The organism is Mycolicibacterium austroafricanum (assembly GCF_902705885.1).
GTDB lineage: Bacteria > Actinomycetota > Actinomycetes > Mycobacteriales > Mycobacteriaceae > Mycobacterium > Mycobacterium vanbaalenii_A.
The window spans coordinates 65238-78603 of sequence record NZ_CACSIP010000001.1; the positions used below are offsets into that span (position 1 = coordinate 65238).

The 13366-nt window shown below is 66.4% G+C and carries 14 protein-coding genes; 2 read left to right on the top strand and 12 right to left on the bottom strand.

From position 1 onward, the window contains the following. Positions 1-2 precede the first annotated feature (2 nt). The 4 genes from BEMPMBAN_RS00375 to BEMPMBAN_RS00390 form a co-directional block, all read right to left on the bottom strand. On the bottom strand, positions 3-1634 hold the full coding sequence (locus BEMPMBAN_RS00375; protein WP_159228446.1) for an FAD-binding dehydrogenase: 1632 nt from the start codon (positions 1632-1634) through the stop codon (positions 3-5). Between the two features lie 26 nt (positions 1635-1660). Next, positions 1661-2365, bottom strand: coding sequence for a DUF2334 domain-containing protein (locus BEMPMBAN_RS00380; RefSeq protein ID WP_159228447.1), 705 nt, complete (start codon positions 2363-2365; stop codon positions 1661-1663). Positions 2366-2432: 67 nt separating this feature from the next. Further along, positions 2433-2930 (bottom strand): glutathione peroxidase, encoded by a 498-nt coding sequence (locus BEMPMBAN_RS00385; RefSeq protein WP_159228448.1) that lies wholly within the window; start codon positions 2928-2930, stop codon positions 2433-2435. A 21-nt stretch (positions 2931-2951) separates the two neighbouring features. Next, positions 2952-3506: a TetR/AcrR family transcriptional regulator gene (locus BEMPMBAN_RS00390; protein WP_159228449.1), complete on the bottom strand. Its 555-nt coding sequence runs from the start codon at positions 3504-3506 to the stop codon at positions 2952-2954. Between the two features lie 113 nt (positions 3507-3619). Between BEMPMBAN_RS00390 and BEMPMBAN_RS00395 the strand changes: the two genes are divergently transcribed. Then, positions 3620-4015, top strand: a complete 396-nt coding sequence (locus tag BEMPMBAN_RS00395) for a DUF3291 domain-containing protein (RefSeq protein ID WP_159228450.1) — start codon at positions 3620-3622, stop codon at positions 4013-4015. Here BEMPMBAN_RS00395 and BEMPMBAN_RS00400 read toward each other — a convergent pair. Next, positions 4012-6138 carry a S9 family peptidase gene (locus BEMPMBAN_RS00400; RefSeq protein ID WP_159228451.1) on the bottom strand — a complete coding sequence of 709 codons (2127 nt, stop codon included), beginning with the start codon at positions 6136-6138 and terminating at the stop codon, positions 4012-4014. The two genes, BEMPMBAN_RS00395 and BEMPMBAN_RS00400, sit on opposite strands and share 4 nt — an antisense overlap. Further along, complete coding sequence (locus BEMPMBAN_RS00405) at positions 6135-7028, bottom strand: phosphoribosylaminoimidazolesuccinocarboxamide synthase (protein ID WP_159228452.1); 894 nt, start codon at positions 7026-7028, stop codon at positions 6135-6137. The genes BEMPMBAN_RS00400 and BEMPMBAN_RS00405 overlap by 4 nt, the downstream gene beginning before the upstream one ends. A 40-nt stretch (positions 7029-7068) precedes the next feature. On the opposite strand from BEMPMBAN_RS00405, the gene BEMPMBAN_RS00410 reads away from it, so the two are divergent. Further along, positions 7069-7698, top strand: a complete 630-nt coding sequence (locus BEMPMBAN_RS00410) for a hypothetical protein (protein WP_159228453.1) — start codon at positions 7069-7071, stop codon at positions 7696-7698. A gap of 80 nt (positions 7699-7778) precedes the next feature. Here BEMPMBAN_RS00410 and BEMPMBAN_RS00415 read toward each other — a convergent pair whose 3' ends face one another. From BEMPMBAN_RS00415 to BEMPMBAN_RS00440, 6 genes are all read right to left on the bottom strand, one after another. Beyond that, on the bottom strand, positions 7779-8348 hold the full coding sequence (locus BEMPMBAN_RS00415; protein WP_159228454.1) for a DUF1707 SHOCT-like domain-containing protein: 570 nt from the start codon (positions 8346-8348) through the stop codon (positions 7779-7781). A 49-nt stretch (positions 8349-8397) separates the two neighbouring features. Further along, on the bottom strand, positions 8398-9576 hold the full coding sequence (locus BEMPMBAN_RS00420; RefSeq protein ID WP_159228455.1) for a thiolase family protein: 1179 nt from the start codon (positions 9574-9576) through the stop codon (positions 8398-8400). Next, complete coding sequence (locus BEMPMBAN_RS00425) at positions 9573-9998, bottom strand: Zn-ribbon domain-containing OB-fold protein (RefSeq protein ID WP_234897240.1); 426 nt, start codon at positions 9996-9998, stop codon at positions 9573-9575. Before BEMPMBAN_RS00425 ends, BEMPMBAN_RS00420 begins: the two co-directional genes overlap by 4 nt. After that, the gene (locus BEMPMBAN_RS00430) at positions 9991-11406 is read right to left on the bottom strand and encodes an aromatic ring-hydroxylating oxygenase subunit alpha (RefSeq protein ID WP_159228457.1); all 1416 of its coding nucleotides are present in this window, start codon (positions 11404-11406) and stop codon (positions 9991-9993) included. Before BEMPMBAN_RS00430 ends, BEMPMBAN_RS00425 begins: the two co-directional genes overlap by 8 nt. Before the next feature lie 19 nt (positions 11407-11425). Next, positions 11426-12331: an SDR family NAD(P)-dependent oxidoreductase gene (locus tag BEMPMBAN_RS00435; protein ID WP_159228458.1), complete on the bottom strand. Its 906-nt coding sequence runs from the start codon at positions 12329-12331 to the stop codon at positions 11426-11428. An 84-nt stretch (positions 12332-12415) separates the two neighbouring features. Further along, positions 12416-13300 (bottom strand): enoyl-CoA hydratase/isomerase family protein, encoded by an 885-nt coding sequence (locus tag BEMPMBAN_RS00440; RefSeq protein ID WP_159228459.1) that lies wholly within the window; start codon positions 13298-13300, stop codon positions 12416-12418. Positions 13301-13366 lie beyond the last annotated feature (66 nt).

Here is a 13366-nt window from a genome sequence, read left to right on the forward strand (position 1 = left end):
ATTCACAAGACCGCACGCGCGGCGGCGCGCCCCGCAGCCCGGCCGGAGAACACACAGCCGCCGAGGAAGGTTCCCTCGAGCGACCGGTAGCCGTGCACCCCGCCGCCCCCGAACCCGGCGGCCTCGCCGGCGGCGTACAGCCCGGGGAGCACTGTCCCGTCACTGCGCAGGACGCGGGAATCGAGGTCGGTTTCCAACCCGCCCAACGATTTACGCGTCAGGATGTGTAGCTTCACGGCGATCAGCGGTCCGGCTTTCGGATCTGTCAGCCGGTGCGGGGCGATCACCCGGCTGATCCGGTCCGCCAGGTAGCCGCGGGCGGCACGGATCGCGGTAACCTGGCTGTCCTTGGTGAACCGGTTGGCCACCTCCCGGTCCCGCGCGGTGACCTCCGCCTCGACGACCGCGAAGTCCAGTGGCTCGACGTCGGGTACCGCGTTCATCGCAGCGACCAGATCCCGCAGCGAATGCGCGGTGACGAAGTCGACGCCCTTGTCGACGAACGCGTGTACCGGCGCGGGACCGTTGCGGGCCCGCTCGAGCACGCCGCGCACACTCCGGCCGGTCAGATCGGGGTTCTGCTCCTGGCCCGACAGGCCGAACTCCTTGTCGATGATCCGGGAGTTCAGCACGAACCAGGTGTAGTCGTGGCCGGTCTTGGCGATGTACTCCAACGTGCCCAGGGTGTCGAACCCGGGGTACAGCGGCGCGGGAAGACGCTTGCCGGTGGCGTCCAGCCACAGCGACGACGGCCCGGGCAGGATCCGGATGCCGTGCAGCGGCCAGATCGGGTCGTAATTGGTGATGCCCTCGGTGTAGTGCCACATCCGGTCGCTGTTGATCAGGTTCCCGCCGGCCGAGGCGGAGATCTCGAGCATCCGGCCGTCGACATGGGCCGGAACCCCGCTGAGCAGTTGTTCGGGAACCCGCCCCATCCGCGCAGGCCAGTTCTTGCGGACCAGATCGTGGTTGCCGCCGATGCCGCCACTGGCGACCACGACCGCCTGTGCCCGGAACTCGAAATCACCGACGACCTCGCGCGACGACGCCACCCCACGCGCTGCCGATGATGGCTCCAGCACCGCGCCGCGGACCCCGACCACGGATCCGCCTTCGACGACGAGTTCGTCGACGCGGTGCCGGTGGGCGAACCGCACCCCGGCCAGCCGGCGGGTGAAGATGTCGACCAGGGCCGGCCCGGTCCCCCAGGTGATGTGGAAGCGCGGTACCGAGTTGCCGTGCCCCCTGGCGTCGTAGCCGCCCCGTTCGGCCCAGCCGACCAGGGCGAAGGTCTGCAATCCCCGGTCGCGCAGCCAGCTGCGCTTCTCCCCCGCCGCGAAGTCGACGTAGGCGTGCGCCCACTGCCTGGGCCAGTGGTCCTCGGGGCGGTCGAACCCGGCGGTGCCGAGCCAGTCCTGCAACGCCAACTCGTGGCTGTCGTGGATGCCGAGGCGGCGCTGTTCAGGGCTGTCGACGAAGAACAACCCGCCGAACGACCAGAACGCCTGGCCACCGATGTTCGCCTCGTTCTCCTGGTCGACGATCAGGACACGGCGGCCGCGTTCGACCAGTTCGCACGCGGCCACCAGGCCCGCCAGTCCGGCACCCACGACGATGACATCAGCGTCAGCCATTGGCCCAATCTACGGCCCGGCAGTCCTCACGCGGCGTCGGACAGCGCAGGTCGTGCGCGCCACTGGTAGACGGTCGGGACGCAACCGTGCATCAGCGCCAGGTCGACGGCGTCGAGCATCGCCTGGCGGGGGCCCGGGCGGCGCAGGTGGCGCGCCGCCACCGCGACCCGCACAACACCTGCTCGCCGCGCGGTGCGCTCGGCGGACAGCACCAAGGTGCGGCACCACCACGGCTCGGCCAGGAAACCTTCCCCGATCCCGAGCACCCGGGTGCGCACCGTCTGGTCGCGGATCAGGTCGGTGATGCCGCTGATACCGGCCAGAAGGCGAAACCCATTGCGGGGCAATACTGTCACCGCACCCGGGGAGACATTCCACCCCGGGGCCGCGAACAGCCGGGTGCGTAGACCGAGGTGTTCGAGGGTGCGGTCGGCGGCCATCAGCCGCAGGTTCGCCTCGTGGGCGGGCAATGTCGCGAACTCACCCTTGCGCGCTTTGGTGGCGGCCTCGTCGAACCCGTGCAGCACGATGGCGTCACCGTCGGCGCGACGGCCGGCCAGCCAGTCCACGGTGCCGGGGTCACGGTCGAGCCGGTACCCGCCCTTCAGACGCGGCGCCACCAGGAACGATGCCGGCACGCCGCGGTCGTGGAGTTGAGCACGAAATGATGCGACGTCGGCGAGCGTGCGCTCGCTGACACCGGAGATCGAGACGATCAGTTGTCCTGCCACGTCCGCAGTGTCGCAACACCAGGTGTCCGGACGGTTGCGAACACTCCGACCGCAGGTGTCGGTTCGGCTAGCGCGGCAAGACCGCTTCGATCGCCGAGATCACCTCAGGGGCGTCGGGCTCGGTGCGGGGACGGAACCGCTTGACCTCGGTGGCGCCGGGAGCCAACAGGAACTTCTCGAAGTTCCATTGCACGTCACCGGCTTCGCCCTGCTCGTCGGCGACCTTGGTGAGCTCAGCGTAGAGCGGGTGCCTGCCGGGACCGTTGACCTCGGTCTTGGCCAGCAGCGGAAACGTCACGCCGTACGTCGTCGAGCAGAAGGTCTCGATCTCCTCGGCGCTGCCGGGCTCCTGGCCCATGAACTGGTTGCACGGCACTCCGATCACCGTCAGTCCGCGGCCGCCGTAGTCCTTCGCGAGCTGTTCGAGTGCGCTGTACTGCGGTGTCAACCCGCATTTGGAGGCGACATTCACCACCAGCGCGGCACCGCCGGCCAACTCGGCCAACGTCGTGGAGCGGCCGTCCAGAGTGGTGAGCGCGATGTCGGTCAAGGGCGTTTCGGTCATGCACACGACGCTACCCGCGGCTCATTTTGTGAACAGCATCCGGGCCACCCGCTGCACGGTGGCGACCGGATCCTCGCGGGTCTCGATCGCCTCGTTGAGCCAGAGCATCACGAACCCGTGCACCAGCGACCACGCGGCCAGGGCGGCAGCCTGCGGATCCTCTTGGGCACGTGGATCATTCAGCGTGCCTACGCCGGCCGCGAGTTCTGCACCCGCGGCATCCTGGGCCGCGATCAGCTCGGCGTTGTCGGGGTCCACCAGCGAACGGTCGAACATCACCTCGTAGTGGCCGGGGTGGTCCACGGCGAAACGCACGTACGCCAGGGCCGCGTCGTCGAACTGGGGCCGCGCCTCGGCGAGGGCGGACGCCATGTTGCGCCACCCCTGGGCGGCCAGTGCGGTGAACACGCCGCGCCGGTCCACGAAGTGATGCGCCGGCGCGGCATGGGAAACACCTGCGGCGCGAGCCAGTTCACGCAGTGAGACACCGTCTGCTCCTCGCTCGGCGACAAGGATCGCAGCCCGTTCGAGGATCACCGTTTTCAGATCACCGTGATGGTAGGAGTCCCTGGTCATCGCACCATCGTACCCACGATCTTGACACTGCCTAGTTGGCCCTCCTAGCATCGAACTTGTCACTGTCAAGATAGTGCGGCCTCTGTCGAGGCTCCGACTTGGAGAGGATCTCCATGCCGACCCTTCCGTGGACCACCCCCAGCGGCGACTCCCACCACCGCGCACCCGGGGCATTGGTGATGGCCTCCCGCTTCGAGATGAAGCGGTGGCGAGATGTGCCCGGCTTCTTCCTCGCGTCGTTGCGGGTTCGCGATCAGATGCTGAAGTCGCCCGGCGTCATCGGAGTGTCCCTGATCACCCGGCCGTTGCGAAGGACGTTTTTCACGCTGTCGGCATGGAGCGATCGCAGTGCACTCGACGCGGCGGTCGCCGCCCAACCGCACGCCGCGACGATGGCCAGGTTCCGAACACGGATGGCCGACTCCGTCTTCACCTTCTGGGAGACTGCCGAACCGTCGCCCCCGGATTGGGCGGACGCCGTTCGACGACTTGACGAGACAGCCGTTTAGACGCTGGACTCGTTGCTGCCCAGACCAGCCCGGTCCAGCAGCCACGCGTACTGGAAGGCGGCTTCCTTCCACCGCTCGTAGCGCCCGCTGATGCCGCCGTGGCCGGCGTTCATCTCGGTCTTGAGCAGCACCTTGGCGGCGTCGTTGGCCGGGTCGGATTGGACGTGACGAAGCGCGGCAACCCATTTCGCCGGCTCCACGTAATACACCCTGGTGTCGTTGAGCGAGGTCATCGCCAGGATCGCCGGGTACTTCCTGGCCGCGACGTTCTCGTACGGCGAGTAGGACTTCATGTACTCGTACACGTCGGCATCCTCCAGCGGGTTACCCCACTCGTCCCACTCGGTGACCGTCAGTGGCAGCGACGGATCCAGGATCGTGGTGAGCGGGTCGACGAAGGGCACCGCGGCCAGGATCCCGGCGAAGAGATCGGGTGCCAGGTTGGCCACCGCCCCCATCAGTAGGCCGCCCGCGCTACCGCCGTAGGCCACCAGGTTCTCCGGCAGCGTGACGTCGGTACCGACGAGATGACTTGCCGCCGTGATGAAGTCGGTGAACGTGTTGCGCTTCTCCAGCAACTTGCCGTGCTCGTACCACCCTCTGCCGAGTTCACCGCCACCGCGCACGTGGGCGATCGCGAACACCATCCCCCGATCGAGCAACGACAGCCTGGCGATGGAGAATCTCGGGTCCTCGCACGACTCGTAGGCGCCGTAGCCGTACAGCAGCACCGGTGCCGGATACCGCAGACCGGCCCGGTGGATGATCGAGATCGGTATCCGCGCACCGTCGGGTGCGACCGCCCAGTCCCGGCGCTCGACGTAGTCTTCGGGGCGGTAGTCACCCAGGACGGGCTGCTCCCGCAACAGCGTGCGCTCACCGGTATCCAGATCCAGATCGTAGATGCGTACCGGGGTGACGAACGACGTCGCACCGATGCGCAGTTTGGGTGCGCTCCAGTTCGGGTTGGCCGACAGCCCTGCCGACATCAGTTCGGAGTCGAAGGTGATGTCCTGGGCCTGCCCGTATCCTTCTTCCTCGATGGGCCACAGCTGAATTCGCGGCAACGCGTCCTTGCGGTAGCTGACCACCAGGTGTCCACCGAAGGCGTCGACGGAGTCCAACCGGACGTCGTGGCGATGCTCGATCAGGGTTCGGGACCGCGTGGGATCGTCGACCGGCGCCTCGACGAGGGTGAAGTTCTCCGCTCCGTCGTTGTGCAGGATGAGAAATCGGTCCTGCCCGTCGACGACGACGTGGTCGACCGAGTATTCGACGTTCTCCCGCCGCGGCCATACCGACGTGAACTCGGCCTGCGGGTCGGCAGCGTCACCGTATCGCAGTTCGGAGGTCACGGCGCTGCCCGCGGCGATGATCACGTACTTGTTGCTGCGGGTGCGTCCCACTGCGACCCAGAATCGTTCGTCGGGTTCGTGGTACACCCGTTCGGCCGGCAACCCGGCGCCCAACCGGTGGCGCCACACGGTGTCCGGCCGCCATGCGTCGTCCACGGTGACGTAATACACGGTGTGGTTGTCTGCCGCCCAGGTGGCGCCGGCGCCGATTCCGGCGATCTCGTCCTCGTAGCGCCGACCGGTCCGCAGATCCTTGAAGCGCAACGTGTACCGCTCGTCGCCCTTGACGTCGACCGAGTACGCCAGGACGTTTCCGTCGACGCTGACGGTGGCTGCGCCCAGCGAGAAGAAGTCGTGCCCTTCGGCCTCGACGTTCTCGTCCAGCAGCACCTGCTCGCCCGGAATCTCGGTGTGCTCGTCGAACTGCGGGGGTGTCCAGTCGTCGGGATCGGTCACCGGGCAACGGCACTGCACACCGTACTGCTTTCCCTGGAAGCTGCGTCCGTAGTACCACCAGTCACCCCGACGGGTGGGCACCGAGAGGTCGGTTTCCTTGGTTCTGGACTTGATCTCGTCGAAGATCTTCTGTCGCAGGGGCTCGAGTGCCGCGGTAACGTGATCGGTGTAGGCGTTCTCGGCCTCGAGGTGATCGATCACCTCCTGGCTGGACTTGTCCCGCAGCCACTCGTAGGGGTCGATGAACACGTCGCCGTGATGTTCCCGGCGGTGCGCTGCCCGCCTGGCGACCGGCGCCTGCCCCGCGCTCACGCGGCCACGCCGATCCAGTCGTCGAACCTCAGACCCGAAATTCGTTCGTAAGCTTCGATGTAGCGGGCTCTTGTGGCGTCGACGATGTCGGCGGGCAGCGGCGGCGGCGGAGTGTCGGTTGCCCGGTCCCAGCCGGACTCGGGGCTGGTCAACCAGTTTCGGACGAACTGTTTGTCGAAGCTGTTCTGCGCTTCGCCCTCGACGTAGTCCTCGGCGCGCCAGTAGCGCGACGAATCGGGTGTGAACACCTCGTCGGCGAGTTTGAGTACGCCGTCGGCATCCACTCCGAACTCGAATTTCGTGTCGGCGACGATGATGCCCTGGCTCAGCGCGTGCTCCGCGCCCTGGGCGTAGGTCTGCAACGTGCGGTCGCGCAGTTCGTCGGCGCGGGCGGCACCGACGAGTTCGACCACCCGGTCGAAGGTGATGTTCTCATCGTGCTGGCCGAATTCAGCCTTGCTGGCCGGGGTGAACAACGGCTCGGCGAACCTGCTGGCCTCCACCAGACCGGCCGGCAACGCGATTCCGCACACCGCGCCGGTGTGCTGATAGTCGATCAGTCCCGACCCGGTCAGGTAGCCGCGGGCCACCGCTTCCACCGGAAGCATCTCGAGTTGCTCCACCACCAGCGCTCGTCCCAGCACCTCCTCGGGGATGCGCGTGTCGTCGGGCGGGCCCGCGAGGTGGTTGGGCGAATCCAGATGATCGAAGAAGAACACACTCATGGCTGTCAGAACCCGGCCCTTGTCGGGTATCTCCGAGTCCAGGATGTGGTCGTAGGCCGAGATCCGGTCCGAGGCGACGAACAGCAGGAGTTGGTCGTCGACCCGGTACAGCTCACGAACCTTGCCGCTGGCCAGGTGCTGGTAGTCGGACAGAGCGGGGCGCATTCGGCCAGCCTAACGGCCGCGGTGTGTTGTGATCGAACCCATGAAATCGCGGTGGGTTCCCTACGCCACAACGCCCGGTCGGCTGCTGTGGCAGCTGCTCAGCGACGTCGTGGTGATCATCTGGACAACGATCTGGGTGTTGGTCGGCATGGCGGTGCACTCCGCGGTGTCGATCATCGCCGATTTCGGCTACCAGCTGGAGAGCGGCGCGAACGGGGTGGCGGGCAACCTCGACTCGGCGGGCAACAGCGCCGACGACATCCCGCTGATCGGTGACTCGCTGGCCCGTCCGCTGACCGCCGCCGGCGACGCGGCCCGCGAGATCGCCGGTGCCGGGCAGAACCTGGGGGTGACGGCCGGGTGGTTGGCCTGGCTTCTCGCCCTCGCAGTGGCGGCACCACCGATCCTGGCGCTGATGATGCCGTGGCTGTTCCTGCGGGTGCGGTTCTTCCGGCGCAAGTGGACCGCCGTCACGCTGGCGTCCACCGCGGCCGGTGAGCAACTGCTTGCGTTGCGGGCGCTGGCCAACCGCCCACTGGCGAAGCTGGCGGCGGTCAGCGCCGACCCGGTGGGGGCCTGGCGGGAGCAGGATCCGATCGCCATCCGGGGTCTCGCCGCGCTCGAGTTGCGGGCGTCCGGGATCCGCGCCGCCGGCCTCAAGCATCAGTGACCCGACCGCCGGAACGGTATTCCAGCAGGCGTCCACTCGCATTTTCGCTGCTGGAATACAGTTCCGGCGGGGGGCGGGGTTCAGCGCAGCAGTCGCTTGAGCGTGGTCCCCAGCGGGTGCCGAGCGGTCAGCGAGCCGAACCGGACCCGTCCGGTGACTACGACGTGCAGCCGGTTCGACGGCGGGCTGGTCCCCACTTTGACCGAGGTGGAGGAGCCGACATTGTCCACGCCGTTGAGGTCGGCGGTCGCGCCGTCGGGCAGAATCAGTTCGCTGGAGCTGAAGTAGTCGTCGATCTCGATCTGCACCACCGGGCTCTGCAACGTCGCTGACGTGAAATCCAGCGTCGTCGAACACATCCTGGTGACCAGCTGCAGCCGCGGTGGCACCGTCCACTGCCCCTTGCGGGTGATGCTCGACATCCAGCTGCGCAGCACTCCGGGAGGCGCGGGCGCGGCTTGACGACGGACGTGAGGCAGGTCGGCGATCACGGTGTCCAGTTCGCGGCGGGTCCGAGCGGCGAGCACGACGTCCACCCGCTCGGTGTACTCGTCGAGCGAGAGCATGCCCTGCCCGACGGCCTGCTCCAGAATCTGGGTCACTGCGGCGCGGTCGGCGTCCGAGGCCCTCATTTCGGGTGGGGTATCCATGTACACCGAGCTTATGCTCGCGTGCAACTGCGACCAGGGCCAGGTCAGATCAGCACGTGCGCAACAGCATCGCGGTGGTTCCGCTGTTGGCAGCCCCGACACCCACAGCGGCAAGACCGGCATCCTTGACCTGCCGCTCGCCCGCTTCACCGCGGATCTGCAGGCACGCTTCGTGGAGGTGGCCGAAGCCGTGCAGTCGGCCACCCGACAATTGTCCGCCGCCCGAGTTGATCGGCAACTCACCCGCCAACGAGATGCGCCTCGGGTCTGCGACGAACTCACCGGATTCGCCGAACTCGCACAGGCCGAAGTCCTCCAACCAGCACAACACGAACACGCTGAAGCCGTCGTAGAGCGACGCGTAGTCGACGTCGCCTGGTGAGAAGTCCGTGCGCTCCCAGATCCGCGACCACCGCGAGCTGATCCTGGCGATATCTTCGCCACCCTCCCACAGGAAGCGGTCGCGGTGGGCACAGTCGAGGGCTTCCACGACGACGGGAGGGTGCTGGAGGCTGGCGGCATGCTCGGCCCTGGAGATGACGAATGCGGTGGCTCCGTCGCAGGCGATGTCGCAGTCGTACATGCACAACGGATCCGAAACCATCCGCGCCTCGAGGTACGTGTCGAGATCGATCGGATCGCGATACACGGCCTTCGGGTTCAGCGCGGCGTGTCTACGTTGCACCACCGCGATCTGGCCGAGTTGTTCACGGGTGAGACCGAAACGGTGCATGCGGGTGCGGATCTGCAGCCCGGCGAGGTTGGCGGCAGACGCGCCGTAGGGCAACTGCCAGCCGAGCTGACCGGCGGCCTTGGTGCCTTCCGGGGTGCTGTAACCGCGGCGTCGGCCGCTGCCCTGCGCTGTTCCCTCCCAGATGCTGCGCCAGCACAGCACATGATCGGCCAATCCGCCCGCGACCGCGAGCATGGCGTCGACGACCGCGCCGAGCTGACCCGGGTACTCGACCCCGCCGGCCACCCAGTTCGGTTTGATGCCGAGAGCATCGTGGATCTCCCGTATGCCGGCACCCGAGAATCCCCTGCCCGCCATCGAAGCGCCAGGGTAGGTCGTGAGGCCGTCGATGTCGGCAAGGGTGAGGCCGGCGTCTGTGACGGCGGCCAGGCATGCATCGACTGTGAGCTGCAACGGATCCCGGCCGAGGCGGCGACCGATGTCAGATTGGCCGACACCGCTGATGATCACCCGGTCGGTGAGCGGCGACGTCACCGGTCGTCCGGGGCGAACAGCGGGAAGAACACCACGTTCTCGTCGTCGCTCTCGAAGCGCACCCGCACCGGCATCCCCGGCGCGATATCGTCAGGGTCGATGTTGACGAGGTTCGTCAACACCCGAGTACGGACATCTTCGATCGGGTTGACGAATGCAATGACGTACGGATCAGGAAAACCCGGATAGAACGGATGACGGTTCACCGTCCAGCTCTCGACGACGCCGCGGCCGGACAGCGTCGCCCACTCGGGGCTGGCGTGGTCACGCTGACACCGCAGTGCCGGCGGATGGATCAGGCGTTCGCACTCAGGGCAACGCTGCAGCCTGAACAACCCCTCGGCGCCGGATGTCCAGTACGTCCGATTCAATTCAGTCAGGGCAGGACCCGGTCGGCCCCACCCGGCGGCGCCGTCAGTCACCGGCGGAGACTTCCTCGGAACCGAAGATGAACCGGTCGGCGATTGCATGTTCGTTGCGGATCGACATCTCCTGGGCGGTGTTCAGCCATAGGCCGTCGAAGCCCCTGGAGTGCATGCCCGCATGGATGGCGTCGATGTTCATCAGGTCCTGGGTAGGCAGCTCACCCCACCCATCGTGATCCTGCCAGCGGGGAAACTCCTGCCAGGCGGTTTCGGGTACTTCAGCGGATGCGAAATGCTCCAGGGAGAACATCTCGAACACACACCGGTTGGGGTCTTCGGCGTCCGGCAACATGCGGTAGCCCAACACGCATGACTTCTCCACCAGAATCACCAACGTGGGAAACACGTGCCAGTCGCCGTTGCCCGCGAAGTACTGCTCCATCGTCATCGTCGGAAAATCAACCCCCTCGGCCAGTGCGAGTTCCTCGCACAGCTGGTGGTAGCGCACGAACGGGGGTACGTCGGTTGGTTCCATGGCCGCGAGCTGCTGTGCGGCGCGGTAGTCCCGTTCGGTGACCAGCGAACCGACCTCGAGGTAGTTGTACTGCATCGAGTTCGCGAAGACTTCGGGCCGGGCCGCCTGTGCCTTGCGAGCGCTGTCCCGGTTGCCGCTGTCCGGACGCGCGGTGTAGATGAAGCGCGAATGGTTCCGGTATGGAATCGTCGGTGTGTAAGGGGCGTAGCTGAACTCCTGCGGCGGGGCAGGTTCGGCCGAGGGGCGCGGCCCCTGGGCCGCACGCAACGTCTGTGGGTGTGTCCCCGGTGTGTGATAGCCCTCGATGAAGGCATCGATGACGGTCTTGTAGTTCGCCTGCAGGAAAGTGCGCTTTCGCCAACGAAAACGCATGTCCTGCAATCGGAACGATGCCAGCGCGGTTGGTAGCGGATCCAGCCAACCGAGAAGATCGGGCGGATCGTCGGCCATGCTGATGAACACCCAGCCACCCCAGGTGCCGACCGTCACCGGTTTGAGCGACCACTGCTCACGCGGGCGATGCAGGAACTCGTCCCGTGCCGGGACGAACGCCGACCTGCCGTCGAGGCCGAACCGCCAGCCGTGGAAGGGGCAACGCAGGTCGCCCTCGCTAGCACAGCCCGCGCCCCGGACGACCTTCATGCCGCGATGCGTGCAGGCGTTGTAGAACGCTTTGATGGTGTCGTCCTTTTGTCGCACCACCATGATCGACTGCCGTCCGATCGTGTACTCGTAATAGCTGCCGGGCTGCGGGATCTCCTCCTCGCGACAGGCCGGTTGCCACACCTGTGTGAAGAGCCGGTCGAGTTCGAGGGCGAGGAAATCCGGGTCGACGTAGCGCGTCTTCGGCACGAAAGTCTCACCGCAGGCGTAACGCTCGGGCACCTTTCCGGTGGCGTCGGCGTCGGCGACATCATCGATAGACGTCATCGCGCACCCCTTCTGTGGTCTAGCTGGCAGACGGTTTGTCGAAGATGTTCGGGTAGAGCACCGCTTCTTTGAACGAGGTCTCGATCTCGGCGAAGGCGGTCGGAATGTCCCATGTCCCCGACGAGGAGACGATCTCGCGTTCGACGACCGGGTTGGACATCAGGCTGATTCGGCCGTTGCCGGCGAAGATCACTCGCCGGTTCAGCCAGTCCGACTGTTCGCTGGCGAGATAGACCACCGGTGGAACCACGTTCGCCGGAGACAATCGCTGATTGGCTGCCGAGTAGTCCATGCTGCCCCCACCCTTGATGCCCTGCGTCATACGGGTTCCCGCGATCGGCGCGATCGCATTCGAGCGCACTCCGTATCCTTTGAGCGCGTTGGCGCAGGAAAAGGTCAGTCCGACGATGCCCATCTTCGCGGCCGCGTAGTTGGGTTGGCTCGGCGCGCCCTGCAGACCCGACATGGACGTGAAGTTGATCAGACGGTACTGCCCGCCTCGGTTCTCCCGCCACCACGCCGAAGCATGGCGGGTCAGGTTGAACGTGCCCTTGAGATGGACCGCGATGACCGAATCCCAGTCCTGTTCGGGCATTTTGAAAACCATGCCGTCCCGCAGGATACCGGCGGCGTTGACCATGATGTCGAACCCGCCGAGGGTGGACGCCGCGCGGTTGATCAGGTCGGCGCATGCGGCGAAATCAGTGATGTCGGTGCAGTCCGGAAAGGCTTTGCCGCCCCGCTCGTTGATCGCCGTGGCGACCGTCTCGGCCGGGCCGGTGTCGTGTCCGGACCCGTCGACCGCGACACCGGCATCGGACACCATCACGATGGCCCCCTCCGCGGCCAGCCCTTCGGCGATTGCCGCGCCGATGCCCCGCCCCGCGCCGGTGACCAGAGCGGTCCGCCCGTCAAGAACTCCCATTGCTCGTCAGCTCCTCGCGCCGATGTCAGTCGCTACCACGATACAGAACACAAGTACGAAATGTGTATATCTGTCTACCCATTGTCAGTCGAATCCCCATTCGGTGTAGCGGCGTTCCAACTCCGCCATCGCCTCGCGTCCACCCCGGCTCGTGCGCTCCTTCATGAAGTTGAATTCGTCGTCACGCCAGGACAAGTTGCTGAAAACGGTGTGCGCCATCGGGACGAAGTCGGCGAACTGCGCCATTCCGACGGCATTCCAGAACGTAATGAGCGCGTGCTTGCCGACCATCAGGCCGTCGGCCGAATGGTGCGAAATCGCTCTCGCGTACCGCATCGCCTCGCCGCGCAGTTCTGCTGCCGGTACGACCGACGACGCCACACCCCAGCGCTCGAGTTCGTCGGCGCGCACCTTTCGGCCGGTGATCATCGCCTCGTAGCCGCGGTTCGGGCCAAGTTTGAGTAGTGCCAGCGGCATCGCCGTGGAAAATCCCGCGAAGCCGATCCGCGCCTGCGGACGCGCCAGATACATGTCGTCGGACACCACGAGGATATCGGCGGCCAAAGCCAGGTTCATGCCGGCGCCGAGGGTGGCGCCCTGACACGCGGCGATCACGGTCTTGGGGAATTCCAGCCAGTTCGTCAAGTGCCGGTGCAGGCGGCGGGCATTGCCCATCCGCGCGGTCTGCGCCAGCCGCTTCCCCTTCTGCAGACCCGCCTGCTCGACGGGCAGCCGTCCGACATCGTCACCGCTGGAGAAGTCCTTGCCCTCGGCAACCAGGACGACCACCTTGATGTCGTCGTCACCCTCCGCCCGGTCGAGCCGGTCCTTGAAAAGGTTGTGCATGTCCGGCGACAGAATCGCGTTGCGGCGGTCCGGCCGATCAATGGTGATCTGCGCGATGTGTGGCTCGACGACCTCGTACCGCACCCAGTCGTCGTCGACCTCGAACTCGCCCGGATCGCCCACCGCACGTCACCTCCCGCCTTGCCGCCACTCAGTGAGACATCAGAACACTATCCGATTATCTGTTCA